This is a genomic window from Deltaproteobacteria bacterium (assembly GCA_016874755.1).
Classification (GTDB): domain Bacteria; phylum Desulfobacterota; class Binatia; order UBA9968; family UBA9968; genus DP-20.
This window is the reverse complement of sequence record VGTH01000005.1, coordinates 18402-44021: the sequence shown is the minus strand read 5'-3', so window position 1 is coordinate 44021 and position 25620 is coordinate 18402. Positions and strand designations below refer to the sequence as shown.

The 25620-nt window shown below is 55.4% G+C and carries 17 protein-coding genes; 8 read left to right on the top strand and 9 right to left on the bottom strand.

The annotated features are described in order from the left end of the window. Nucleotides 1–5 precede the first annotated feature (5 nt). From thiL to grpE, 5 genes are all read right to left on the bottom strand, one after another. Entirely contained in the window at nucleotides 6–1181 is a 1176-nt protein-coding gene (gene thiL / locus FJ145_04385; GenBank protein ID MBM4260664.1) for a thiamine-phosphate kinase, read from the bottom strand. Beyond that, entirely contained in the window at nucleotides 1069–3561 is a 2493-nt protein-coding gene (gene lon / locus FJ145_04380) for an endopeptidase La (protein MBM4260663.1), read from the bottom strand. The genes thiL and lon overlap by 113 nt, the downstream gene beginning before the upstream one ends. A 109-nt stretch (nucleotides 3562–3670) precedes the next feature. Then, nucleotides 3671–4777: a molecular chaperone DnaJ gene (dnaJ, locus tag FJ145_04375; protein MBM4260662.1), complete on the bottom strand. Its 1107-nt coding sequence runs from the start codon at nucleotides 4775–4777 to the stop codon at nucleotides 3671–3673. Nucleotides 4778–4875: 98 nt separating this feature from the next. Further along, on the bottom strand, nucleotides 4876–6795 hold the full coding sequence (dnaK, locus tag FJ145_04370) for a molecular chaperone DnaK (GenBank protein ID MBM4260661.1): 1920 nt from the start codon (nucleotides 6793–6795) through the stop codon (nucleotides 4876–4878). 42 nt (nucleotides 6796–6837) lie between these two features. Then, a complete protein-coding gene (gene grpE, locus FJ145_04365) occupies nucleotides 6838–7458 on the bottom strand; it encodes a nucleotide exchange factor GrpE (GenBank protein ID MBM4260660.1) in 621 nt (206 codons plus the stop codon). A 169-nt stretch (nucleotides 7459–7627) separates the two neighbouring features. Between grpE and recO the strand changes: the two genes are divergently transcribed. The 7 genes from recO to FJ145_04330 all read left to right on the top strand — a co-directional run bounded on the left by recO (nucleotide 7628) and on the right by FJ145_04330 (nucleotide 20031). Continuing rightward, nucleotides 7628–8389, top strand: a complete 762-nt coding sequence (gene recO, locus FJ145_04360) for a DNA repair protein RecO (GenBank protein ID MBM4260659.1) — start codon at nucleotides 7628–7630, stop codon at nucleotides 8387–8389. Nucleotides 8390–8493: 104 nt separating this feature from the next. Continuing rightward, nucleotides 8494–11208, top strand: coding sequence for a pyruvate, phosphate dikinase (locus FJ145_04355; protein ID MBM4260658.1), 2715 nt, complete (start codon nucleotides 8494–8496; stop codon nucleotides 11206–11208). A 433-nt stretch (nucleotides 11209–11641) separates the two neighbouring features. Continuing rightward, nucleotides 11642–13366, top strand: coding sequence for a type IV-A pilus assembly ATPase PilB (gene pilB, locus FJ145_04350; GenBank protein MBM4260657.1), 1725 nt, complete (start codon nucleotides 11642–11644; stop codon nucleotides 13364–13366). A gap of 90 nt (nucleotides 13367–13456) precedes the next feature. Next, nucleotides 13457–14677 carry a type II secretion system F family protein gene (locus FJ145_04345; GenBank protein MBM4260656.1) on the top strand — a complete coding sequence of 407 codons (1221 nt, stop codon included), beginning with the start codon at nucleotides 13457–13459 and terminating at the stop codon, nucleotides 14675–14677. A gap of 36 nt (nucleotides 14678–14713) precedes the next feature. Next, nucleotides 14714–16762 (top strand): PAS domain S-box protein, encoded by a 2049-nt coding sequence (locus tag FJ145_04340; GenBank protein MBM4260655.1) that lies wholly within the window; start codon nucleotides 14714–14716, stop codon nucleotides 16760–16762. Between the two features lie 369 nt (nucleotides 16763–17131). Then, on the top strand, nucleotides 17132–17509 hold the full coding sequence (locus FJ145_04335) for a prepilin-type N-terminal cleavage/methylation domain-containing protein (protein MBM4260654.1): 378 nt from the start codon (nucleotides 17132–17134) through the stop codon (nucleotides 17507–17509). Between the two features lie 107 nt (nucleotides 17510–17616). Continuing rightward, nucleotides 17617–20031, top strand: a complete 2415-nt coding sequence (locus FJ145_04330; GenBank protein MBM4260653.1) for a YfhO family protein — start codon at nucleotides 17617–17619, stop codon at nucleotides 20029–20031. A gap of 23 nt (nucleotides 20032–20054) precedes the next feature. On the opposite strand, the gene FJ145_04325 is transcribed toward FJ145_04330, so the two are convergent. The 3 genes from FJ145_04325 to FJ145_04315 are packed head-to-tail and all read right to left on the bottom strand — an operon-like array spanning nucleotide 20055 to nucleotide 23527. Next, complete coding sequence (locus FJ145_04325; GenBank protein ID MBM4260652.1) at nucleotides 20055–21677, bottom strand: glycosyltransferase family 39 protein; 1623 nt, start codon at nucleotides 21675–21677, stop codon at nucleotides 20055–20057. A gap of 34 nt (nucleotides 21678–21711) precedes the next feature. Continuing rightward, on the bottom strand, nucleotides 21712–22428 hold the full coding sequence (locus FJ145_04320; GenBank protein MBM4260651.1) for a class I SAM-dependent methyltransferase: 717 nt from the start codon (nucleotides 22426–22428) through the stop codon (nucleotides 21712–21714). Next, on the bottom strand, nucleotides 22349–23527 hold the full coding sequence (locus FJ145_04315) for a glycosyltransferase (protein ID MBM4260650.1): 1179 nt from the start codon (nucleotides 23525–23527) through the stop codon (nucleotides 22349–22351). The genes FJ145_04320 and FJ145_04315 overlap by 80 nt, the downstream gene beginning before the upstream one ends. 238 nt (nucleotides 23528–23765) lie before the next feature. Here FJ145_04315 and FJ145_04310 point away from each other — a divergent pair, with 238 nt between their 5' ends. Further along, nucleotides 23766–24641 (top strand): GGDEF domain-containing protein, encoded by an 876-nt coding sequence (locus tag FJ145_04310; GenBank protein ID MBM4260649.1) that lies wholly within the window; start codon nucleotides 23766–23768, stop codon nucleotides 24639–24641. Nucleotides 24642–24653: 12 nt separating this feature from the next. On the opposite strand, the gene FJ145_04305 is transcribed toward FJ145_04310, so the two are convergent. Next, nucleotides 24654–25613 carry a hypothetical protein gene (locus FJ145_04305; protein ID MBM4260648.1) on the bottom strand — a complete coding sequence of 320 codons (960 nt, stop codon included), beginning with the start codon at nucleotides 25611–25613 and terminating at the stop codon, nucleotides 24654–24656. Nucleotides 25614–25620 lie beyond the last annotated feature (7 nt).

Here is a 25620-nt window from a genome sequence, read left to right as displayed (position 1 = left end):
TTAGTTCATCGTTTTGATGTGCGAAAGTGGTCATGACCGCCGGCCGTTACGTCGACTTGCCGGCCCGAATCGCTGAACACGGTAATTTTTTCTTTCGCGGTTACACACCGGCCGATGCGCGTGATCGCAACCTTTGTGCGCCGGGCTAATCTCTCAATGCGTTGGCGCTGTCGCGGCGGCGCGCAAAACAGCAATTCGTAGTCTTCGCCGCCGGTGAGCGCATAGCCCATTCGAGCTCTGCCGGATAGGGCGCGATAAGCCTGGGAAACAGGGATGTTGTCGCACGCAATCGCGGCACCGACGCCGCTGGCTTCACAGATGTGCCCCAGGTCTTGCATCAAGCCGTCGCTGACGTCGATCATCGCCGTGGCGAGACGGTCGCGCGCGAGGCGCGCGCCGATGGCTAAGCGGGGAGTGGGTCGGTGATGTCGCTCAAGCAATCGCGTCAACAGATCCGGCCTCTTTGCAGATTTCTTGTTCTTCAAGAAAGTTAAAGCCAACGCGGCATCGCCCAATTGACCGGTGACGTAGATATCGTCGCCCACCCGCGCACCGCTGCGTGGGATTGGCCGGTATGGCGCATGGCCGAGCACGCACACCGAGATGAGAAACTTCTCCGCCAGGTTGGTATCGCCGCCGATCAGCGCGACGCCACTCGGGGCTGCCAGCGAACCGATACCGCGGTAAAACTCAGCGATCTGTTTGCTGTCGAAGTCCGCAGGAATGCCAAGCGAAAGAATCAAATAGGCCGGCACGCCGCCCATGGCGGCGATGTCGCTCAGATTTACCGCCAAGCTTTTGAAACCGAGGTCGAACAGCGTCGTCCAGCGCAGATCGAAGTGCACTCCTTCGATGAGTAAATCGGCGGTGATTAACGACGATCGACCAGGATGCTCAACCCAAGCGGCATCGTCGCCGATACCCAGACGAACGCCGCGACCCTTGGGCGTGGCTGCGCGGATGGTTTCGATGAGGCCAAATTCCCCAAGCTGACTGAGCTTCATGGAGGCTGCGCGGTTAGTTAGAGGGGCTCGCGGTGCTCTGCGATTGGAACCAAAGAAGCATCTACTAGGGTCGCAGCGGTATCGATCGTTCCCGCGGCGAGCGGCGTGTGGGCTTGATACTTTGCTTCGGAGCTTTGCGCACGACGGCTCGCGAGCGTTGCGCTCTTGGCTCGACATGGGCCGCAAGCTTCTGGCGGTCAAGCAACGCTATCTTCACGACGTCCGACATGTTTTTGACAATATGCCATTCGAGTTTGCGAAGCAGTTGTTTGGGAATTTCCTCGAGGTCCTTCTCATTGCGCTCTGGAATAACGATCGTCTTCATGCCGGCGCGAAAGGCAGCCAATGATTTTTCTTTCAGGCCGCCAATCGGCAGGACGCGCCCACGCAGGGTAATTTCGCCTGTCATCGCAACGTCGCGGCGCACCGGCCGTCGGGTCAAAGCCGAAATCAATGCGCAGGCCATGGTAATGCCCGCTGACGGGCCATCCTTGGGAATCGCGCCCGCCGGCACGTGAATATGGATGTCGAGCTTTTGATAGAAATCTTCTTCGATGCCCAACTTCTTAGCGTGGGCGCGGGCATAGCTCACCGCGGCCTGCGCTGACTCCTTCATCACGTCGCCAAGCTGACCGGTTAGAGTAAGATTACCTTTCCCTTTGGAAAGCGATGCTTCGACATAAAGAATCTCGCCGCCGGTACTGGTCCAGGCTAAACCCGTGGCGACACCGATCTCGTGCTGCTCCTGCTCGCTTTCCGGCAGGAATTTCGGCGGACCGAGAAAGGTGTGCACGTTGTTGCGCGTCACGCGCGTGAGCTCAGCTTTGCCTTCGGCCACTTTGCGCGCCACCTTGCGGCAGATCGAAGCGAGCTCGCGCTCAAGATTGCGCAGGCCAGCCTCTTTGGTGTACTCGGCGATCACTCGCAGCACCGCGTCGTCGGAAATTTCAAAGGTCTTGGCCGACACGCCGTTGTTTTCCATCTGCCGCGGCACCAGGTACTTGCGCGCGATCTCCAACTTCTCTTCGTTGGTGTAACCGGAGAGTTGAATGACTTCCATGCGGTCAGCCAGAGCCGCTGGAATCGGATCCATCAAATTAGCCGTGCAAATAAACAACACGTTGGAAAGATCGAAGGGCAAGTTCAGGTAATGATCGCTGAAAGCATGGTTCTGCTCGGGGTCAAGAACTTCGAGCAGGGCTGCGGAGGGGTCGCCGCGAAAGTCGGCGCCGACCTTATCGATCTCGTCGAGCATGAACACCGGATTGTTTGAGGCGGCTTGTTTAATGCCCTGAATGATGCGGCCCGGGAGCGCGCCGACGTAAGTGCGGCGGTGGCCGCGGATCTCAGCTTCGTCGCGCACGCCGCCCAGCGACACGCGAATGAAGTTACGCCCCAAACAGCGCGCGATGGAACGCCCTAGAGACGTTTTCCCCACGCCCGGGGGACCGACGAAGCAGAGAATCGGCCCTTTGATTTTTTTGCGCAGCTTGTTGACGGCGAGATATTCGAGAATCCGGTCTTTGACTTTTTCCAGATTGTAATGGTCCTCGTCGAGGACCTCTTTGGCTTTCTTGATGTTTAGATTGTCTTTGGTGTGCTTACTCCAGGGCAGCTCGGCGAGCCAATCGAGGTAGGTGCGCACGAGCGAAGCTTCGGACGATTCCGGATGCATCTGCTCAAGCCGACGCAGCTGTTTGTCGGCCTCGCGTTTGACTTCGACCGGCATTTTCGCCTTGGTAATCTGCTTTTTCAGCTCGGAGATTTCCTCGGCGCGCTCGTCGTTCTCGCCCAGCTCCTGCTGGATCTGCTTCATTTGCTCGCGCAAAAAATAATCGCGCTGGGTCTTGCTCATCTCCTCTTTGGCTTGGTTCTGGATGCGCGCCTGCATCGTCGATAGTTCCAGCTCGCGGGTGAGGAGCTCGTTGACTTTTTTCAAACGCTCGATGGGATCGAAAACTTCGAGAATCGCCTGACTCTCTTCGATTTTCAGCCGCAGGTTGGAAGCCACCAAGTCGGCCAGCACACCGGGGTCGCCGATGTTGTCGGTGACCATGACGATTTCTGGCGGCAGGTTTTTCAAATTCAAAATCTGCTCGATTTTTTCTTTGGCCGTGCGCATCAGCGCTTCGAGCTCGATGGGTACCTCGGCCAGGGTCGGCTCGATAACTTTGCGGATTTTGACTTCGAAGAACGGCCGCTCGCGCAGAAATGTGTCGACCTCGCCCTTGGAAAGCCCCTGCACGAGAATCTTCACGCGCCCGTCGGCGAGCTTGAGCATGCGCATGATCGAGGCGATGGTACCGACGCGATGAATGTCGGCGGGAGCGGGATTTTCCTCGGAGGAATTCTTTTGCGAGACCAAAAAAATCAAACGATCGCGTGACAGCGATTCTTCAACGGCGCGGATCGACACATCGCGGCCGACGAAGAGCGGCAGCATCATGTAGGGATAGATGACGATGTCGCGGATTGGCAGCAGCGGCAGCACTTCGGGGATTTCTGCCGGCGGGCTTTTGGTTTCTTGCCCTTCAACTTTCCAGTCAGTGTCGCTCATGGGTCACCGAGGGTTCGCCCAACTTAATCACACTGGTTGTAGAGGTCAAACGAAATAAGATGGGTTTTGCGAAATGTTGCGACGTAGCGATTTCGGAGCGAAACGGCCGTTAACCGAACAGTTCTTTCATCTTGTCAAAGAACCCTTTGGCCAGCGGGTTGACGTCCTCACCGCCCAATGCGGCAAACTCATGGAGCAGCTCTTTCTGCCGGCTGGTTAAGTGGGTTGGCGTCTCGACGGTTACCCGCACGTGCTGATCGCCTTGATGATAGCCCTGCACATCTTTGATGCCGCGTCCCTTCATGCGAAAAACTTTGCCTGACTGCGTCCCCGGCGGGATTTTCATTTTGACTTTGCCATCGAGCGTCGGCACGTCAATCTCCGCGCCCAGGGCCGCGTGCACGAAACTGATCGGCACGTCGCAAATAATATCCAAATTGTCGCGCACGAAGATCGGATGGGGTTGAACTTGAATGACCACGTAAAGATCGCCGGCTGTGCCGCGGGTTGGGCCGTTTTCACCCTCGCCACGCAGTTTTAAGCGCGAGCCATTATCGACGCCGGGAGGAATCTTTACGCTGAGCGTGTGCATCGAGCGCACACGGCCGGCACCCCCGCAGGTGCCGCAGGGGTCTTTGATAATGGTGCCCTGCCCCTGACACTGATTGCAGGTGCGCGAAACGCTAAAAAAGCCTTGCTGAAAACTGACTTGACCGCGCCCTTTGCAGTTGGGGCAGGTTTGCGGCGAGGAACCAGGTTTGGCGCCGCTGCCCTGGCAGCTTTCGCAGGCGCCGTGGCGCGGAATCTTGATTTTCTTCTCGGCGCCGCCAACGGCTTCTTCAAATGAAAGCGATAGATTATATCGCAGGTCCTCGCCCCGGCGTGCCTGACGGCGGCCGCCGCCGCCAAAAAATTCGCCGAAAATGTCGCCAAAAACATCCTCGAAGCCGGAGGTGAAATCGAAACCGCCGGCGCCGGGACCGCCGTCACCGAACGCCGCGTGGCCAAACTGATCGTATTGAGCGCGCTTCTGCGGGTCGGATAGAATCTGATAGGCTTCGGAGACTTCTTTAAATTTTTCTTCGGCCTGTTTATCCCCGGGATTGCGGTCCGGATGATATTGCAGCGCCATCTTGCGATAGGCCTTTTTAATATCATCTTCGCTAGCGTTGCGCTGAACCCCTAGCAGTTCGTAATAGTCATTCTTGCTAGCCAACTAAGACCTCAAAATTTCTTTCGCTGTATAAGCAAGAAAGCCCCTCTCCTCAACAAATTAGGAGCAGGGGCATTTCCTGGCAATCGTCAACTAAGAAATTAGTCCTTTACCTCGGTGAAATCGGCATCGACCACGTCCTCTTTTTTCTTGCCGCTATCGCCGCTCGCCTGGCCATCGGTCTTTTGGCCGCCGGCTTGGGCATTTTGCTGCTGTGAGGCTTTGGCATACATCGCCTCAGCCAACTTATGAGATGCTTGGCTCAACTCATCGCCGGCAGTACGCATGACCGCGGGATCCTGACCGTCGAGGGCTTCTTTGGCTTTCTTGAGCGCCGCTTCGATATTATCTTTGACGCCGGCGTCGAGGTCGGCGCCATGTTCGTTGAGGGACTTCTCAGTGGAGTAAATCAACGAGTCCAGGTTATTGCGCGCCTCGACCGTTTCTTTGCGTTTCTTGTCGTCAGCGGCGTGCGCTTCCGCGTCGCGCACCATCTTTTTGATCTCTTCTTCGTTAAGACCGCTCGATGCAGTGATCTTGATCGACTGCTCTTTGCCGGTGCCAAGGTCTTTGGCCGCGACATGGACGATGCCGTTGGCGTCGATGTCGAAAGTGACTTCGATCTGCGGCATGCCGCGGGGCGCCACTGGAATGCCGACCAGATCAAATTGGCCAAGGAGTTTGTTGTCGGCGGCCATCTCGCGCTCGCCTTGAAAAACTCGGATCGAAACGGCGGTCTGATTATCCTGCGCCGTGGAGAAAACCTGGCTCTTTTTCGTCGGAATCGTGGTGTTGCGGTCGATCAACTTGGTAAAAACACCGCCGAGCGTTTCAATGCCGAGGGACAACGGCGTGACGTCGAGCAGCAAGACGTCCTTCACTTCGCCTTTAAGCACGGCGCCTTGAATCGCCGCGCCGACGGCGACGACTTCGTCGGGGTTAACCCCCTTGTGCGGCTCTTTGCCGAAGATCTTGCGCACGCGCTCTTGCACCGCCGGCATGCGGGTCATGCCGCCGACGAGGATAACCTCATTGATATCACTCGCGGATAGCCCAGCGTCTTTTAGCGCCTGACGGCACGGCCCCTCGGTGCGATCGATCAAGTCGGCGCAAAGAGCTTCCAGCTTGGAGCGGGACAGCTTCATGTTCAAGTGCTTGGGACCCTGCTGGTCCGCGGTGATGAAGGGCAGGTTGATGTCGGTTTCCATCGACGATGACAGCTCACATTTGGCTTTTTCTGCGGCCTCTTTGAGCCGTTGCAGCGCCATGCGATCTTTGCGCAGGTCGATACCTTGATCTTTCTTGAATTCATCGGCCAAATAATCGATGACCCGTTGGTCGAAGTCTTCACCGCCGAGGAACGTATCGCCGTTGGTCGCCTTAACTTCGAAAACACCTTCGCCCAGCTCTAGAATGGAAACGTCAAAGGTGCCGCCGCCAAGGTCGAAGACCGCGATTTTTTCATCTTTCTTTTTGTCCAAGCCGTAGGCCAGCGATGCTGCCGTAGGTTCGTTGATGATGCGCAGGACGTTCAAACCAGCGATGCGACCGGCGTCCTTGGTCGCTTGTCTTTGACTGTCGTTGAAATAGGCGGGTACGGTGATAACCGCTTCTGTCACTTTCTCGCCGAGGAAGTCTTCGGCGGTCTGTTTCATTTTCTGCAGGATGAACGCGGAGATCTCCGCCGGGCTATATTGTTTGCCGCGGATTTCGACCCAGGCATCGCCGTTTTCATTGCGGGCCACCTGGTACGGCAAAACCTTGGTTGCCTTTTGCACCAGCGGATCGTCATGGCGTCGGCCGATCAAACGTTTGACTGCGAAAATCGTGTTTTCGGGATTGGTAATCGCCTGGCGCCGGGCGATCTGACCGACGAGGCGCTCGCCGGAATCGGTAAATGCGACCACCGATGGAGTGGTGCGGCTGCCCTCAGCGTTGGCGAGCACGTTGGGATCGCCGCTCTCCATGATTGCGACACATGAGTTCGTTGTCCCAAGGTCGATACCGATAACTTTTGCCATCTTAGCTACTCCTCAGACCAGTTTTCAGATTCACCGCGAAAGCTAATCATCGCCTTGGCCGTTTTCAACCTCGCCCCCGTTGTTTTTTTTCTCTTTTGTTATCGGTGTTTTAGCTACACTCACCAGGGCGGGACGGAGGAGCCGGTCGCGGAGCAAATAGCCTTTGTGAAACTCTACCACAACAGTGTTGGGTTCCTGCGCCGAGGTCTCGATTTGCGCCATGGCTTCATGTTTGGCTGGATCGAAGGGTAAGCCAACGGCTGAAATTTGCACGACGCCATGCTTCGTCAACACATCGCTCAGACCTTTCAGCACCATCTCCACGCCTTCGACCAAAGGTTTGCCATTGCCACCCCCTTGGGCGTGGCTGACGGCGCGTTCGAGGTTATCTACAACTGGCAAGAGGTCGCGGACCAATCCTTCGTTAGCGAAGCGAATCGCCTCTTCTTTTTCGCGGGCGACGCGCTTTTTCAAATTCTCCGACTCAGCCACCTGGCGCACAAAGCGGTCGTAGTTGTCTTTGGCTTCTTTCTCTTTAGCTTCCAGTGTCTGGCGCAGTTGGTGCAGCTCGGGCTCGGCGCCATCACCGGAGGTCTCGCTGGACTCTGCTGGAGGCGCTTCCTGCGGTTTTTCTTCTTGGTTCTTTTTATTTTCTTCGGTCATAGGGCGTGCTCACTTTGGTCCTTACCAAGCGCGAGGAAACTTAAGCACGACGGAGCTGGCTGTCAAGTTTCCTTAGCGTAAAAAACCTCGGTAATCTCGATAGTTGTTGTCGCGAGGACAGGAAAATGTTAAGAGCTTTGAAGTTCTTTCATGGGCCAGTGGAACAATCATGCGCCCCAGCCTTACCACCGCAGCGATTGTCCTACGGGCGCGCCTGTTCGGCGAGTCCGATAAGATCGTTACGTTTCTCACTGAAGACCACGGCAAAATCACCGGCATCGCCAAAGGAGCAAAAAATTCGCGGCGCCGCTTCGTCAACTCGCTCGAGCCCTTCGCTCAGGTGCGGCTCCATTTTGAAGACCGGCCAGCAGGCAAATTGGTTTTTCTTTTGAGCGCCGAGCTGCAGCTCGCCTACAAGCAATTGAGTCAAGATCTCGACCGCATCGCCTATGCCGCCTACCTCATCGAAATCACCGACGGCCTGATTGGTGAGCGCGAAGAGAACCGGCGGCTATTCGAGCACCTGCGCGCCGGCTTGTGTCATCTCGAAGAAAGCGGTCCGTCGCTCCGATTTGTCTCGAGCTACGAGCTCAAATTGCTCCGGCTGGCTGGGTATCAACCCATTTTAGATCACTGCAAAAGCTGCGCCGCGCAGGATTTCACGGAGTCGCAGTGGTATTTCAGCCTAATGGAGGGCGGTGTTCTCTGTGCGGCGTGCTGCGGCGCGCGCAAAGAGCTCGTGCCTTTGGGCGCGAGCGCGGTCAAGATGTTGACACAGCTGCAAGACGAGAACGCACTGGCGGCGGAACCGGTAGTGCTTCCGGCGCGGGTCGTGCACGAGATCCGCCGGACGCTTTCCGGTTTTCTGCAGCATCACATCGACCACGAAATCAAGTCGGCGCCCTTTCTTCGCGGCTATTTCGCGGTATAAGGTTCAAAATAGCAAGGTACAAAATAGCATTGTTTCGCCGATGACTAGACTCAGTGACGGACAACTCGATCGACAACAGAGTACTGGAACAAGGATAGGTAACAATGGCGCAGCAGAAAAAAGCGATTTACTTCTTTGGCAACGGCAAAGCCGAGGGGAGCGCGAAGATGCGCGAACTGCTCGGCGGCAAGGGCGCTGGGCTGCATGAGATGACACGTCTGCGGGTGCCGGTGCCACCCGGGTTCACCATTACCACCGATGTCTGCACTTACTTTTACGATCACAATGGCCGGTATCCCAAAGGGTTAGAGGCGCAAGTGCTCGCCTCGCTTGGGCGCATCGAAAGAATTCTCGGGCGGCGCTTTGGCGACGCCGACAATCCGCTATTGGTGTCGGTACGTTCCGGCGCCCGCGAATCGATGCCCGGCATGATGGATACGGTTCTCAATTTGGGTCTCAACGACAGCACGGTGCAGGGACTGATTCGGCGCACGCAAAATCCGCGCTTCGCCTATGATGCTTATCGCCGCTTCGTGCAGATGTATGCGGACGTGGTCATGGGACTCAAGCCCAAGGAGCGCAACGAGCATGATCCCTTCGAGACGATTATCGAACGGAAGAAAGCGAGCCGCGGCGTGCGCTTCGATACGGAGCTCAACGCTGAAGATCTGCGCGAGATCGTCGCTGCCTTCAAAGCCGAAGTACGTCTGCGCGCCGGCAAAGAATTTCCCGAGAACCCGCACGACCAACTCTGGGGCGCCATCGGTGCGGTGTTCGGTTCCTGGAACAATGACCGGGCGATCGCGTATCGCCAGATGTACAAAATCCCGCACAACTGGGGCACCGCCGTGAACGTGCAAGCGATGGTGTTTGGCAACTTGGGCGAGCAGTGCGCCACCGGTGTTGCGTTCACGCGCAACCCGTCCACCGGCGAGAACGCTTTTAATGGTGAGTTTCTGGTCAACGCGCAGGGCGAAGATGTCGTCGCCGGCATTCGCACGCCGCGGCCCATCGCCGAATTGAAAAATGTCATGCCCAGAGCGTTTGCCGAACTGCGCAAGGTGTCGCAGACCTTGGAAAAACATTACCAGGAGATGCAGGACATCGAGTTTACCATCGAAGACAACAAGCTCTGGATGCTGCAGACCCGCGCCGGCAAACGCACCGGCTTTGCCGCCGTGCGCATCGCGGTCGACATGGTCGAAGAACGCATCATCAGCAGGAAGCAGGCACTACTGCGTATCGAGCCCGATCATTTGAATCAACTGTTGCGGCCGATCTTCGACAGCAAAGACAAGGAGCAAGCCAGCAAAGAAGGGCGCGTGTTGGCCAAAGGTTTACCGGCCGGCCCGGGCGCCGCCACGGGGCGCATCGTTTTTCATGCGGAAGACGCAGTGGCGTGGCAGAAAAACGGCGAGCGCGTGATCTTGTGCCGTGTGGAAACCAGCCCCGATGACATTCGCGGTATGGAGGCCGCCCAGGGCATTCTTACCACGCGCGGCGGCATGACCTCCCACGCCGCGTTGGTCGCGCGCCAGATGGGTAAAGTCTGCGTTGCCGGTTGTGAAGCATTGAACATCGACTACGCCGAACACACGTTGCGCGTTGGTGCCACGGTACTCAAAGAGGGCGATTGGATTTCAGTCGACGGCAGCACCGGCGAGGTCATTCAAGGCGAGATTCGCACGCTACCATCGGAAGTATTACAAGTGCTGCTCAACAAGACCCTTGAGCCCAAGAAATCACGCGTGTATCAACAGTATGCCAAACTGATGACCTGGGCCGATCAGACACGCAACCTTGGCGTGCGCACGAATGCCGACCAGCCGGATCAGGCGGAGATCGCCAAAGCGTTCGGCGGCGAGGGCATCGGCCTGTGCCGCACCGAACACATGTTTTTTCAAGGCGACCGCATTCAGGCGGTGCGCGAAATGATTCTGGCAGAAGACGAAGTCGGCCGCCGGCGCGCGCTCAAGAAGCTGTTGCCGATGCAAAAGCGCGACTTCAAAGGCATCCTCGACATTATGGGCGGCCTGCCGGTGACGATTCGCACCCTCGATCCGCCGCTGCACGAGTTTCTGCCCAAAAGCGCTGATGAAGTCGCCGATTTGGCACAGGTCATGGGAGTATCGGCGGGTTTTCTACAGGACAAGGTCGACGTGCTGCAAGAGTTCAACCCAATGTTAGGCCACCGCGGCTGTCGCTTGGGCATTTCATATCCCGAAATAACCGAGATGCAGGCGCAGGCGATTTTTGAAGCTGCTTGCGAGCTCCGCCAAGAAGGCAAGAACCCTTTTCCAGAAGTGATGATTCCGCTGGTCGGCTCGCGCCAGGAGCTGCACGAACAAAAAGCGATCGTCGAGCGCATCGCCAAGCAGACCATGCAGACCTACGGCGTCAAGGTGCGCTACCTGATCGGCACTATGATCGAGTTGCCGCGCGCCTGTTTAGTGGCCGATGAGATCGCCCATGAAGCTGAGTTTTTCTCCTTTGGCACAAACGATTTGACGCAGACCTGTCTCGGCTTATCGCGCGACGACGCGGGCAAGTTTTTACCGAGCTACGTGCTGCATGGTCTCTTACCCGAAGATCCGTTCGTCAGCATCGATCGCGACGGCGTCGGCTCGCTGATGCGTATCGCGGTTGCCAAGGGGCGCAAGAGTCGCAAAGGTCTCGAGATGGGCATCTGCGGCGAACATGGCGGCGATCCCAAATCGGTACATTTTTGCCACGAAATCGGTTTGGATTACGTCAGTTGCTCGCCTTATCGCATTCCGATCGCCAAGCTCGCCGCGGCGCAAGCGGCGTTGCGAGCATAGACCGCTAGCCCGGATTATTCATCGCTGCGGCGTGATCGAAGTGAAACTCTTCCGGAGCGAAGGCAACAGATATCCGCTTCGACGCCGCCTTGTAGGGGCGACCGGCGGTCGCCCTGCTCTGCGAATCGCAGTGGAAAGGTCGAAGAGATGCCCAGCATCGGCGAATCAAACCGAACGATCTACGCTGATGCCTTCGCTCCTCCAGAGTTCCACTTCGATCGACACAGTGTCATGGGTTTTCCCCGTCGCATGAATAATTCGGGCTAGAATTTCGCTGGAGTACTGGAGTATTGGGTCTAAAGAACCTAATACTCTCTCTTTCCTCCAGCACTTCTGTTCCACACTCCGGGGACAACATGTCAGTATTTTGACCGGCTTCGATAGACTGGTAATTTCTTAAGATCATTAGGTTCGTTCCGATTGCTAAATTGGGATGGAACCACGCATCGCAGAATTACTCGTCCGGGGCGGACTGGTCACCAAAGAGCAACTCGCCAAGGCACAGGAAAAAGAGAAGGAAGGCGCCAGTCCTACGAAAGAACTGGTGCGCCTGGGCTTTACCACTGAGGAAAAGCTCACCGATTTCCTTGCCAATCAGTTTGGCATCGAACGAGTTGACATCAATCCAGCAGAGATCGAGGACTCGGTCTTCAGCCTAGTGCCGCCGCAGCTCGTACAAAAACATCAGATCATCCCGCTCAAACTTTTAGGCTCCAATCTCACCGTTGCGATGGCCGATCCCACCGACTTGGTCGCCACCAACGAAGTCAAGTTCATCACTGGCTACGGCATTCGCGTTGTCGCTGCGTATCCCACCGCCATCAAGAAAGCACTCGAGCATCGCTTTGGCGGCGTCAGCTACGACGAGGTGCTGCGCAAATTCGGCGACGGCGACATGGAGGTCATCCACGAACAGGATGACGTTAGCCTGCAAGAGCTGCAGCAGGCGACCAGGGAAGCGCCGGTTGTCACTCTGGTCAATGCGATTTTGGCCGACGCGGCCAAGCGGCGTGCCAGCGACATTCACATCGAGCCCTACGAGAAACTATTCCGCGTGCGCTTTCGCGTCGACGGCGTGCTGCACGAGATCATGAGTCCGCCGCTGCGTTTGAAGAACGCGCTGGTCTCACGCCTCAAAGTCATGGCCGGCCTCGACATCGCCGAGCGCCGCCTGACCCAGGACGGCCGTATCAAACTCAAGATGGGCATGGGCGGCGAGCTCGACATCCGCGTCTCGGTGCTGCCGACCTTGTTTGGCGAGAAAATCGTCATGCGTTTGTTGGACAAGTCCAATCTGCAATTGGACATGGCCAAACTTGGGTTTTCACCGCAAAGCCAGAAAGATTTTCAAGAAGCGATTCACAAGCCCTACGGGATGGTGCTCATCACCGGCCCGACGGGCAGCGGTAAATCTACCACCCTATATTCGGCGCTCTCCGAGTTAAACAAGCCCGACGTGAATATCTCAACGGCTGAGGATCCGGTCGAATATAACTTGATGGGCATCAATCAAGTCCAGGTGCGCGATCAAATCGGCCTTAATTTCGCTGCCGCGCTGCGTTCGTTCCTGCGTCAAGACCCCGACGTCATCATGGTCGGCGAAATTCGCGATCTCGAAACCGCTCAAATCGGTATCAAAGCCGCCCTGACAGGCCATCTGGTGTTGAGCACGCTGCACACCAATGACGCGCCAGCAACGGTCGACCGGCTGTTGAACATGGGTGTGGAGCCGTTTCTGCTGACATCGGCCATCAACCTTATTCTGGCGCAACGGCTAGTGCGTAAGATCTGCGTGAATTGCAAGGAGCAAGTGGAAACCCCCGACGAGGTGCTGATTAATTTGGGCGTGGATCCATCAGAACTGAGCATGGGCTATGACACCTTTGAAGGCAAAGGCTGCGCACAGTGCAACGAAACTGGCTATCGCGGACGCTTGGCGATTTACGAAGTCATGGTGATGCACGAGGGGCTAAAAGAGCTCATCCTGAAGGGATCCTCGGCTGCCGACATGAAGCGCGAAGCCGTCAAGCTGGGTATGAGTACGTTGCGCATGGCTGCGCTGGAAAAAGTGCGCCAAGGACTGACGACCATTGCCGAGACAGTGCGTGTCACCGACGCGGACAAGGGCTTTAGCTCGGTTTTCTCTTTGGGGTTCTAGTATTTCGTCTAAGCTTGCCCAGGCCCGGGCTGGGGACGGCGAGATTTCAGGGCGCGAGTTCTCAGAGCGTGCCGAGGAAGAGAGAAATTTATGGCGACATTCGTTTGGGAGGGTAAGACCTCCCAGGGAAAAGTAATGAAGGGCGAACTCGATGCGCCAAGCGTCGATGTCGTTTTTGCGATCTTGCGCGAGCGACGGATTCGGCCCATTCCCGCACGCATTCACGAAAAGGGCGTCGGGATGGAAAGGGAGCTCAAGATCCCCGGTTTCGGCGAAACGGTAAAACCGCGCGACGTGTCGGTCTTTACCCGGCAATTCGCCACCATGATCGATGCCGGTTTGCCGATCGTGCAATGTCTCAGCATTCTCAGTGAACAGACCTCCAACAAGACTTTTGGCAACACACTCAAAACAGTGCGCAAAAACGTTGAAGGCGGCTCGACGCTGGCCGAGTCCTTGAAAAAACACCCGAAGATTTTCGACGACCTTTACGTCAACATGGTCGAGGCCGGCGAGATGGGCGGCGCGCTCAACACAATCTTAAACCGGATCGCGTTGTTCATCGAAAAAGCCACCAAGCTCAAAAAGAAAGTCAAAGGCGCGATGATCTATCCGTCAACCATTGTCGGTGTGGCGGTGATCGTCGTGGCTATCTTGTTGATCTTCGTTATTCCCGTCTTCGCCGAGCTTTACGGCAGCATGGGCAAAGCGCTGCCCGCGCCGACTCAAATCACCATCAATATCAGCAACTGGTTTGTCAAAAATTGGTGGCTCATGTTTCTCGGTATAGTCGGTGTTTGCGTGGCGATCTCTGCCTATTACAAAACGCCGCACGGACGCATGACCATCGACCGCCTGTTGCTGCGTATGCCGATAATCGGTGACCTGCTACGCAAAGTTGCAGTGGCGCGTTTCTCGCAAAACATGGCGATTCTACTCAGTTCCGGCGTTCCGATTCTTGACGGGCTAGCCATCACCTCGAGAACTGCCGGAAACAAAGTCGTAGAGAAAGCGATTATGGAGGCGCGCACCAGCATCAGCCAAGGCAAAACCGTTGCTGAACCGCTGAAGGAAAGCGGCGTGTTCCCGGCAATGGTCTGCCAAATGGTCGCTGTTGGTGAGAACACTGGCGGCCTGGACACGATGTTGAAAAAGGTCTCTGAACTCTACGAAGATGAAGTTGACGATGCGGTCGCGAATCTCACCGCGTTGATGGAGCCAATGATCATGGTGATCCTCGGCGTTATCCTTGGCGGTTTGGTTATCTCGATGTATTTGCCAATTTTCCAGTTGGGTTCCCTGGTCGGTTAAGAGACGCAGCGCGAAAACGCTTTGAAAGACGAGGCCATGGCTGGGAACGGCGAACCACGAAACCTCGCAGAAAAAATCAAATGGCTCCTGTGCCTGCGCGTGGTGACCCTGACGTTTTTCTTCTGCGCGGCAGCGTTACTGCACTTCCTCCGCAGTGACAGCGAACCGCTCAATCTTTATGCGCTCATCGCCCCCTTGGGCGTAGCATATCTTATTTCTTTCGGTTCAGGCCTGGTTCTCAATCGCTTCGGCAATGAGCGGTGGTTTGCCCACACCCAAATAGACTTTGACGTGCTGCTTATAACCGGCACGATCTGGATCACGGGTGATACCGTCAGTCCTTTTTCCTTCCTCTACAACCTTGCGGTGATGAACGGCGCCATCTTGCTGTTCTATCGGGGCGCGTTCCAGACGGCGGCGTTTTCCAGTGCTTGCTACACGGCGCTATGGTTGGTCGTCAATGGCTGGGGCATCTCAGGTCCAGCTGCGTTTGCGTGGTCTTTGCTGGCGCCGTTGGTGTGGAACATCGGGAGCTTTTTCGCGATCGCGGCTCTGAGCGGTTACCTGGCACAGAAACTCGGCGAAGCCGAGGAGAGGCTGAAAGACCAACGAGCAGAGTATCAGCGCGTCGAAGCGCTCAAGAACGGCCTTCTGCAAGGGGTCGCCAGCGGTGTTGCCGTCACGGACGTTACAGGGTCCATTGAGTACTTCAATGTGCATGCGCAGCAATTGACTGCCCTCAATGAAGCCGTCGTCAAAGGTAAGATATTCAAAGAGATATTTCCTGATTGTAGCCATCGATTCGACGGCGCAAACGGTAAGATTTACACAGATGAATTCCCATTTGTCTGTTCTTCCGGCGAATCCAAGCAACTGCGTTTAACGGTAGCTCCACTAAGCGATCCTAACCACCAAATTGTTGGCTATGCAGCGATTTTCGAGGACATCACCAAGCAGCGCCAGCTCGAGGAAAACGCCCGCGTTGAAGAAGAGCTGCGCCGGGCGCGTGAGTTCGCATTAGCGCCACAAGCCGCGGCGCCCACCGAGGCCGAGTTTCGTTTTGAGGGCGTGGTTGGAAAAAGCGGCGGCATGGAGAATATTTACCGCCTGATTCAGAAGGTTGCCGCCGGCGCGACCAATGTCCTGATAACCGGCGAGAGTGGCACTGGCAAAGAGCTGGTGGCGCGAGCGATTCACTACAATGGCGCGCGCTGTGAAAAACCCTTTGTGGCAGTCAATTGCGGCGCCATACCCGAAAATCTCATTGAGAGCGAACTCTTCGGCCACGTGCGCGGCGCCTTCACGGGCGCCGTGACCGATCACAACGGCCTCTTCAAGCAAGCGGATCAGGGCACCATCTTTCTTGACGAAGTCGGTGAACTACTGTTGCATCTTCAAGTCAAACTGCTGCGTGTGCTTCAGGAAAAGACCTTTACTCCGGTGGGCGGCAGCAAGCCGATCAAAGTCGACGTGCGTGTGATCTCAGCAACCAATCGCGACTTACGCAAGGAAACCGAGGCCGGTCGTTTTCGTGAGGACTTGTTCTATCGCTTGAACGTCGTCCAGATGGTCATGCCGCCGTTGCGCAATCGCAGGGAAGACATCCCAGCGCTAGCTCACTACTTCTTGCGGAAATTCGCGACATCCCACGCCAAAAAGGTCGAAGAAATCTCCAAAGCGGCGCTGCTGCGCCTAATGAACCACCACTATCCGGGCAACGTCCGCGAGCTCGAAAATATTATTGAACACGCCGTTGCAATCGCGAATAGCAATATCCTGGGCGAAGAAGACCTACCGGCAAATTTGCGTGGAAACAACGTCATCGCTATGGACCCAGACCTGCTTGAAAAAGGCGTATCCGGCGGCGCGGATCAATTTTTTGGTAAAGGATTGTCACTCGACGCCGAATTGGAAACTCATGAGCGTCTGATTCTCGTGGCAGCGCTCAAGCGCGCCAACGGCGTGCAAAAGCGCGCGGCGGAAATACTCGGAATAAATTACCGCTCGCTGCGCCACCGGCTGGAAAAATATGACATGTCGCCGTCGAAACAAAACGGCGGCGAAGAATTGGCCAGCGGCCAGTAACACATTTTGTTACTGGGCGAAATGCAGAAAGTTGTCACTGACGAAAGAACGCTCTTAAGCGCCTGAGCGCATCGAACGGAAATGAAAGGACTCTTTGGGTCAGCGTCGGTGCACGTTTCAGCTTGAGCCCGAAGCTCGGCTACTTAAGCGGTGCCGACACAAATGGCCCCAGCTTTGCTTTTGAAACCGGTCAGCAAGTCACTGGTTCCAATAGCGTCGTAAAGGAGGTGAAAGCACCAAGGATAGAAGACCGGAACAGGTGAAACTAAACCAGGCAAAAACGCTGCGGATGAGGGCAGCCAAATGATTAACAATACAAGGTCAAAAAATAGACAGAAAGAAGAAGGGAGTTTATTCAAAATGGACAGATTGAGACTCCGTAACGAAGAAGGCTTTACGCTTATCGAACTATTGGTCGTCGTGGCGATCATCGGTATCTTGGCGGCGATCGCGATCCCGCAATTCGCGGCTTATCGGAAACGCGGCTATGAGGCAACGCTCAAAGCTGACTTGAGAAACGCGGCGACCGCGCAAGAAGCCTACTTCGCAGCAAACCAAACATATAAGCCAGGCAGCCTCGCATCATGGAGCAACTCTGGCTATAACAAGAGTCCTGACATCTCGGCAATCACAGCGGCGGTTGGTACCGGCACGTTCGTAATCACCGCGTCCCACAGCAATTGCGGCTCGAGTACCTGGAGCTTCCAAAGCGTCAACGGTCAAACAACCGGAACCGCGTGTCCGTAACTCTCAGCTCGATATCGTCCTAACTCAAACGAGGGAAGGGGTGCTCACCCCTTCCCTCGTCGTTCTTTCTAAGCTTCATGGAGGAAGCTTCAGCCCCTTAAGCCACGATGGCCAAACGATTTTTTAGAGTCTTTTCCTCAGATCTCACTGCCCTCACAGTCCTCATATTGGGCGTGCTATTCTTCGGCGGCGAAATGGTATGGGACTCCAAAGTCCCGTTCTTTCGTGATCTGCACTATTATTTCTACCCATTGCGCCATAGCTTGGGCGAGGCATGTACCGCCGGCGAAATCCCCCTTTGGAACCGGCACATGGGAATGGGCTTTCCGTTGCTTGCCGACATTCAGATGGGTGTCTTTTACCCGCCTCATCTATTCTTTTGTGTACTGCCTTTGTTTGACGCCGTGCGGGTGGTGTTTCTGCTGCATTACATGATCGCAGCGTCGGGGTGCTATCTGCTCTTGCGGCGCTGGGCTCTTCCGGTCGAACAGGCTCTCATCGGCGCGTTTCTCTTCACGCTCGGCGGTACAATGGTCTCCTTGACCAATTTGCTCAACCACTTCCAGAGCGCGGTCTGGCTGCCGTGGATTGCAATCCTCTGGGACCGCTGCCTTGAGCGCACTTGCTGGAGCCAATTCGTTCTATTCGTTCTGGCGTTGCTGTGCCAGCTCCTCGCCGGTTCACCGGAAATCTTCGCCATGAGTGCGGCATTGCTTTGGTTGCAAGGGATTTATCGCGATCCGGCGCACGGCCTCAAAAAATTGCTGAAACCCAGTGTGTGTTTGCTCGCCGCGAACCTGTTGGTGCTGTTACTCACGATGGTACAACTGCTACCGATGTGGGAGCTTGGTAAGTTATCCAGACGGCAACTATCAATTCCGTTTGTCGAAGCCACTATGTGGTCGCTGAATCCGTGGAGATTGCTCAATCTGTTCGTCCTCGATAAACGGGTTGATTTGGATCTAAGTAACTCACTCCGTATGTTCTTCAGCTTGGAAACGCCGTTTTTCATCAGCTATTACTTCGGTGCTATCGCCCTTGCCGGGACTAGCCTTTGGCTTTGCTACGCCAGGGTGAAAGAAAAACTCATTATTTGCCTGCTTCTGGCGAGCACACTGGTTCTCGCGTTTGGTAGTTACACACCTGTGTACCGATTGTTATATGAGCACATCGGTGGACTGGGATCCTTTCGCTATCCTGAGAAGTTTTTCTTTCTGACACAGGTATTTTTTCTCATCGCAGTTCTGCGCGGCATAACTCTTTTCAAGCAAACCGATAGGGTTGCCGCCCGTAGAGGGCTGATCATCTTAGGCTCTCTATGGGCCGTAATCGCCGTCGTGTATGGGCTGCTGCGCCTGACTCCGTCAGCTTTGTGGAACTTCGTTGCTCAACAAAACATAGTCTCGACGCAGGTTGGCACCACTTTGGAGTTTACCGCGTCGGCAATGGTAAGTGTCGAACGTCAGCTAGGACTTCTGTCGATCCTGCTGGTACTTTTCGTTTTTGGAAAGGCTGGCTACCTGCGTCCGGCGCTATTTAGGTCGCTATTGGTAGCTTTCGTGTTTCTCGATCTTTATTCAGCGCACAGAGATTTACAGTACCTTGTCGACCCACAGCCTATCGTCAACTCTCCAAAAGTGCTCAGCAGTCCTGACAATCCCCCCACTCGGCTCTTTTACTACCCCCAAAATACCAATACTCATCCAAGTTCCTACGTTGTCCATACGCCAAAACCCACTACGTACAGCGAGATTTCAACTCGGATCGCCAAGAACTTATTGCCCAACACGGGTGCAATGCACGGATTTGATCACATGCAAGACATCAATGCGATGGCGAAGATGACCTATAGCGAGTTTCTGTTTTTCATCAACCGTCTTGATTTCGACAAAAGAGCGACCTTGATGGGCGCCCTCAACATCCGCCACGTAATGAGTTTTCACCGCCTCGAACTCAAGGGGCTCACTCTCTCACGACACTTTCCCGAGATCCCCTCTTGGCTGTATCAAGTGGATTGCTTCGTGCCCCGCGCGTACGTGGTTCAAAAAACACACAAAGAGATTCACCCCCGCGAAATGCTAACGGAACTGTCTAGCCAGCGATTCAACCCCGCGACGGAAGTCTTTGTCGATAGCCCAGTAATTAACCAGCCAAGAAAAGATTTTTTGGCTAGTACGACCATCACAGAGTACGGCCAGCGATCGGTCACTCTAAAGGTAACTTCCAATAACCGAGGGGTCCTGGTCATGGCAGATTCATATTTCCCCGGCTGGCGGGCCTATGTCGACGGGAAGGAGACCAACGTCCTGAGAGTGAATTACTTCTTCCGCGGTGTTGCTGTCGAACCCGGCGAACATGACGTCATGTTCCGCTACGAACCAACGCCATTCAAAATCGGCTTGTGGATATCGCTTTCAACGACGTTGTTGCTGGTTGTTGTAACGCTGATCTTATTGCTGCGAACCCGCAGGCAAATTCAGTCGCTTCGCGCCCGGTCGCGTCTACATCCACTGGCCGCGTGATACTGTCGCAATCAAACCACGCTTTATTTCCGCGCGTCGAATACACTCACCAGCGGCACGGGGCCGACGCCAGCCCAAAAAATCGGTTGGCTCGAACCATTCATCATTACGAGCTCCTTCGGTTGGAGTTGGCTGCGGCGGTTAAGGAGCGCCATGAAATCGAACGGCCCTTTCTCGACGAAGCGTAGATCGTCTCTCAGAATCTGCTCTCTCTGGTAATACTCGAACATGAAAGTGGCGAACGATCCATAAACGACCGCATTCTTGGGGAGTGTTTCGTTCATCTGGCGGAGGAAATCTTCGTTAATCGCCTCCATAAAGTAGCTCATTTCCAAGCCTCGTCGATACGCACCCCGAACTCCCCCCACCAAACTGTTGTAATAACTAAGCTGGTACGGGTGGGTCAAAAGCACATCGAGCCCGGGACTCAAACAAAGAACGGCCAAAAGAATACCTGCAACCGAAGGTCTGGTGACCCGCATGCGCGTTTCGAGTTTCAGCCGCTTGCAAACGCTCGACACCTGTTGCACCGAAACAAAAAACCCAACACCGGAAAGAGCAACGAGAAACGGAAGGGCAGAAAGCAACTGGCGTACGCCGTCGTGCAACACCGCGCCCGGCATTAAGCCTAAGCTCAAAACAAAAAGAGCGTTCAGTGCAAAAAAACCAACCGCGTTGCGCTGTTCTCTATGGCCGGGCAAGCGTATAGGGGCGATCGCGGCAAGCAGAAGATGGGGCAGCGGTGTGGTGATAGCGACGACCAAGAAAGGATAATAGCGCGGTAGCTGATGGCTCAGAAAATACTGTCCATCGTAGAAGACCGTAAAACTGGTTTCCGGACGGTAGCCCCGACTGAAACCTTCATAAAGAAACTCCACAAGTCTCACGCCGGTCTGATGCCATAGATAGGGTTGAACAGCGATCATGACGATCGGCGCGATAAAGAGCATGCAGAACACGTTGTTGGAATATCTGTGACGATGAAAAACATGGGTCCAAAGAATTAGCGGAACCGGGATGAGCAAGGCCGGGAACTTGGTAGCCAGCGCCAAACCCCAAGCGACACCGAAACACACGCTCCAGCGCCAATCTCCCAAGCCCTTGTAAAAGCAAAGAGCTACTAGGAACCAAAGCATAGCGAGCGGCATGTCGGTGACCGCGAGGTGCGCATAGCCAAAGAGGTTCGGCACAAGAATAAGCGCTAGCGCGGAAAACAACCCGGTGCTTACATCAAAAACAGCGCTCATCCAAAGAAACATCACGGTAACAAGAACCGCAAAAAACAAAGCGGGAGCGAGCCGGTAGGCAGTGACTTTATCCAGGGTCGGGTGCAACCAGTGCTTCAGCAAACCAGACACGATGCGTGAAAAGGGCGGATGTGGCACATGGTACGGATTCCAATGCCAAGCGGCCACGACATTTTTGTCGTCGATGGATTCCTTGAGTTTCCCGGCCAGAAGATTGCCTGGCAGTTGTGCCAACCACTGCGCGTGCAGATCAGACGCATGATAGTAGGGTGGCTCGTCCCAGCTAACACCGTAGTCGCGCAGCGTTGCGCCGACGATGAGCAGGGTCGCTATGAATAATGCAAGCGCAAGACACCATCGTTTAATACTGCTTGGGCTGGACTGTTCTTCCATGGGCATCTTTTTCTTGTGTCAGCGTGCGTGTCGCTAGATCCTAGTCGAGCTTTTGCCACACCCCGAGGATCGATTTGCCGAAATGTCCTAGCAAGATCGGATCGACCCAGCGTGAGATCGGAATGCATATTCGATCCCAAACGCGGATTTGCCAGTGAGACGGTGTTCTCTGTTTAAGAGCCAGGGTGTTTCCGAGCGAGAGAAAGAGACCCAAAGCGTCGAGGTACGCTACTTTCTTTTCACTGCAGCCGAGCGGCCCAACGCGCCGCATGCTGTCCTTATCGTATCGGCGGATATGGCCGATGCTGCGATCGAATTCACTAAAGAGCCACTGATGTGCGGGAGAAAGCACCACAAGATGGCCATTTCTTCGCAGCCTTTTTGCGGCTGATGCCAGCTCGTCGACATCTCTGGAAATATGCTCCAGGACATCGATGTACAGAATACAATCGAAACAGGGCCGCTCGGCCAGTGATGTCAATGAACCTGCAACGACAAGCGGGGAGGCGGGTGACGAGAGGCCGAAAGCCATTTGCCGCAGTCGCCGCGCTTGTTCCGGATCAGGCTCCAAGCACACCCAGCGGCGTGCCGAACCGTCGTGCAAAGCCGCCGTTGTGCCACCGATACCGGCGCCAACCTCAAGCACATCGCCGATCAGATAGTCGCCGATCTGTTCCTTAACGTAGCATTTCCAGTGCGTCGCCAGCGCGAAAAGATCCAGCTCTTCGCCAATGTACCGACTCGTGGATTGGTTCATAGACACGCTCAATGCTGTCCACAAAATGGACGTAGTCTCGACTGGGCACGATGCTGGCGTTATCGCGTGCGGCAAGAATGACAAACGCGAAGACCAATACTACTAGAAGCATTTGCATTAGCATGACGATCAAAAGCCCGGTGACATACGTTGCCCAGCCCGGAATCGCCAATGTGGTAAATGCTCTCACGCCGAAAACGATAAAAATCACCGCGGCTAAACAGCTCATGGCGGCGCCCAAAACGATCAAGAGACGAACGCCGATACGATCGCCAAACACCGCCATCGCGCTCAATCCATGCACGACCAACGCAACCAAGCTCATATGAGGTTGGCCATTTAAGCGCTGGCCACGAGAAGTTGGAATCCCGTCCGAAGGCAAACGCGCTTTGTACACGGCTGCTGCGTAGTGGTTCCAGAGTTCCGACACGGCGACCAAACGCCGCAGTATCGAGGCAGGAATGGCGCTAAAGTTGCCAACCCGAACGCTGACTCCGGTCAGAAGGTAGTGAAGCAAGCGGTACGAGTGATAGCAGACTTTGAACAGCCAATTTTCTGAGCGTCTGATACGTGCCGCGAATATGATGCGCGTCATATTTTTGGCAACGCACTCGCGAATCAAGCGGGGAACGTCCGCAGGGTCGTCTTCACCATCGCCATCCATTACGAGCACTGAGCGGCCGCGCCGGTTGCTTTCAATGAACGAAAGGCCAACGGCGATCGCACGTTGATGACCGAGGTTCCGACGCAGTGACAAAATGTCGATCGCTCTGATGGCCTCAAACTCGACTAACGGCGTTAGTGAACCTTGTTGCGCCGCCGTAGAACCATCGTCGACGATAAGGATGTCCGCGGACATGCCGTTTGCAGTCAACTCTTCGTCTAGAGCCGGCAGCAGCAAACGAACCGCGTGCCAGTCGTTGTAGATGGGGATCAGAATGATGAAGTCATCACTAGTTCCGGCGGCCTCATTCATTGCCTTGGCAGTAATACAATTTGGGTGCCACTGAGGCGTTAAAAGGTGCTGCCGGGTACACCGGATCAGAACGATCTGCTGGCTGAGAACGGGTGGCACAATTTCTGCTTTTTCGATGTGCATGGAGCACAAGCCGCGCTACAAAAAAATCCTAAAGCCTGACAATCCGCCCCCGAGAGTTCGCGAATCGTACCACTACTTGATCGCCGCCAAATTCGTTTTGGCCTGCGCCACGGGAACCATCGGCGGTCTGATCATCTTTCTCGTGATCCGCTAGGAAAAGCGTGCCGGGTCAGATGCAAGTCGTACCGACAAAAATTTGTCGCTCATCGGCTTCTCATCTCAGGGCTGTGTCGATTCTATGAACCTGCGACCGCTCATCCGAATCCTAGATTCCCAATCCCAGTTTCAAGTCGTGATTCTCGCGGTGACTCTGGCTATTCTTGTCACCGGGTTCAATCTCCATGTGGGGTCGGCGTTGCAGGCCGGTTTTTTTTACGTTGTGCCGGTGGCGCTAGTCGCCTGGTATGTTGGCCGGCGTGCCTCGGTGTCGTTGGCAATCTTGTGCGCGGCACTTTGGTTGACTGTCGAAGAGCTTGCAGCCGGCACGACGAGCGATCCTGCCCTGCTCGGTTGGCGCTTTCTTGCGCGAGCGACTTTGCTTGTCATGGAAGGGGTGGTGCTGGCTCAGCTGCGCAGCCAGTTCGATGAAATCGTGGGGTTGGCATCGAAGGACCCGCTCACCGGCTTGCCGAATCGCCGCGCCTTCGATGATTTGGTGGCGCGCGAGATGAAAGACCACCACGGCGATGAGCCGCTCACGTTGGTTTACCTCGATTGCGATGGCATCGATTGGATCAACAACCGCTTCGGCTACGTCGCAGGCGATCATCTATTATGTGTGATCGCTGAACTATTGGGAAGTCACTTACCGCGACCGGACCTGATCGGGCGGGTTGGCGGGACGACGTTTGCCGCGTTGCTGCCGAGCATTGACACGACGGCTGCCGGAGTGCTACTCAAACAACTGCAAGAGCGACTGCAGGATGAGCGCAAAAAGTATGCGCAGCCGATCGTCACATCCATCAATGCCATGACTTGCGCTCGGGCGCCGCACGCGCGGCTCGAGACAGGATTCTCTCGAGATGTATCAGGTGGAAGAAACTGCGCTGCCGCAGTAGTGAGCGAGCACCTAGGGCCAAAAAAAACCCCCGGTCTCTCGGGGGTTTTTTGCTAGAGGTATGTTTCTTTACGCTGCCGATTTCGAGCGCAGCGCTTCGACGAGCGGACGATATTTCGCGTTGAGTTCCTTCCAGTGCGCCGCGCGCGCTTTTGCTTTTGCGAGCTCGGTTTCCGGGAAGGTGACAAAGGGTACGCGGGTCGGGCCGACCTTGCAATAATCGCCGAATTCCTGCGGCCGCTTGTTACCAGCGCCCGGCACGGGTTTGCCTGAGCCGATACCCCCCAAGTCACCGATTACTTCGATCATCTTTTGGACGTCACCCTTACGTGCCTGTTCCAAGAGATAAAGAATCGGCCATGGCCCCATCCAAACTTCGGTGGACCAGCAGCCGGCAGCGCCGAGCTCGTAGTAAGGATAGATCTGCGTCTGGTTAACAAACACGCTGATTTTGCCCTTGACGATCTTTTGCAGATTCATGAATGCTTGGGTCGTGCGATGGCTGTCCTTCATGCCGATGATATTGGGCTTTTTGACCAGTTCCGGGAAGATCGCCACCGGGATGCTAAATTTATGGTTGTCGGGGTTGTGGTAAATGAGGATGTTCAGCGTCGGAAACAGATCGGCGATGTCGTGATAAAATTTGACCGCGTCCTGTGGATGCAAAGTCTCATAATAAGGCACACCGAGTAACACGCCGTCCGCTCCGGTGTCCTTGACGAAGTTCATCTTTTGAATGACTTCGCGCGGATTGGGGCTGGTCACGCCAATGAAAAGCGGCACGCGCTTCTTGACCGCGTCGACCGCGGCCACAGCCAAGGTTTTAAATTCATCGAACAAAAGATTGTAGCACTCACCGTAGGTGCCTGTCGTCGCGATGTTGTTGACGCCGTCTTTAATGATTTTGTCGACGCCCTCTTTGAGATTGTCCACGGCGATGGTCTGCGTCGACCGAATGTCGGTCGCGTCCGGGGTCGCAAACGCCGGCATCATCCCCAAAACGCCTTTAAGATCACTTGCCGATAGCATGACTTAC

Coding starts and splice junctions, on each gene's coding strand:
- thiL (MBM4260664.1), bottom strand. CDS start 1,181: ATGTCGAGCCAAGAGCGCAACGCTCGCGAGCCGTCGTGCGCAAAGCTC.
- lon (MBM4260663.1), bottom strand. CDS start 3,561: ATGAGCGACACTGACTGGAAAGTTGAAGGGCAAGAAACCAAAAGCCCG.
- dnaK (MBM4260661.1), bottom strand. CDS start 6,795: ATGGCAAAAGTTATCGGTATCGACCTTGGGACAACGAACTCATGTGTC.
- grpE (MBM4260660.1), bottom strand. CDS start 7,458: ATGACCGAAGAAAATAAAAAGAACCAAGAAGAAAAACCGCAGGAAGCG.
- recO (MBM4260659.1), top strand. CDS start 7,628: ATGCGCCCCAGCCTTACCACCGCAGCGATTGTCCTACGGGCGCGCCTG.
- FJ145_04355 (MBM4260658.1), top strand. CDS start 8,494: ATGGCGCAGCAGAAAAAAGCGATTTACTTCTTTGGCAACGGCAAAGCC.
- pilB (MBM4260657.1), top strand. CDS start 11,642: ATGGAACCACGCATCGCAGAATTACTCGTCCGGGGCGGACTGGTCACC.
- FJ145_04345 (MBM4260656.1), top strand. CDS start 13,457: ATGGCGACATTCGTTTGGGAGGGTAAGACCTCCCAGGGAAAAGTAATG.
- FJ145_04340 (MBM4260655.1), top strand. CDS start 14,714: ATGGCTGGGAACGGCGAACCACGAAACCTCGCAGAAAAAATCAAATGG.
- FJ145_04330 (MBM4260653.1), top strand. CDS start 17,617: ATGGCCAAACGATTTTTTAGAGTCTTTTCCTCAGATCTCACTGCCCTC.
- FJ145_04325 (MBM4260652.1), bottom strand. CDS start 21,677: ATGCCCATGGAAGAACAGTCCAGCCCAAGCAGTATTAAACGATGGTGT.
- FJ145_04320 (MBM4260651.1), bottom strand. CDS start 22,428: ATGAACCAATCCACGAGTCGGTACATTGGCGAAGAGCTGGATCTTTTC.
- FJ145_04315 (MBM4260650.1), bottom strand. CDS start 23,527: ATGCACATCGAAAAAGCAGAAATTGTGCCACCCGTTCTCAGCCAGCAG.
- FJ145_04310 (MBM4260649.1), top strand. CDS start 23,766: ATGAACCTGCGACCGCTCATCCGAATCCTAGATTCCCAATCCCAGTTT.
- FJ145_04305 (MBM4260648.1), bottom strand. CDS start 25,613: ATGCTATCGGCAAGTGATCTTAAAGGCGTTTTGGGGATGATGCCGGCG.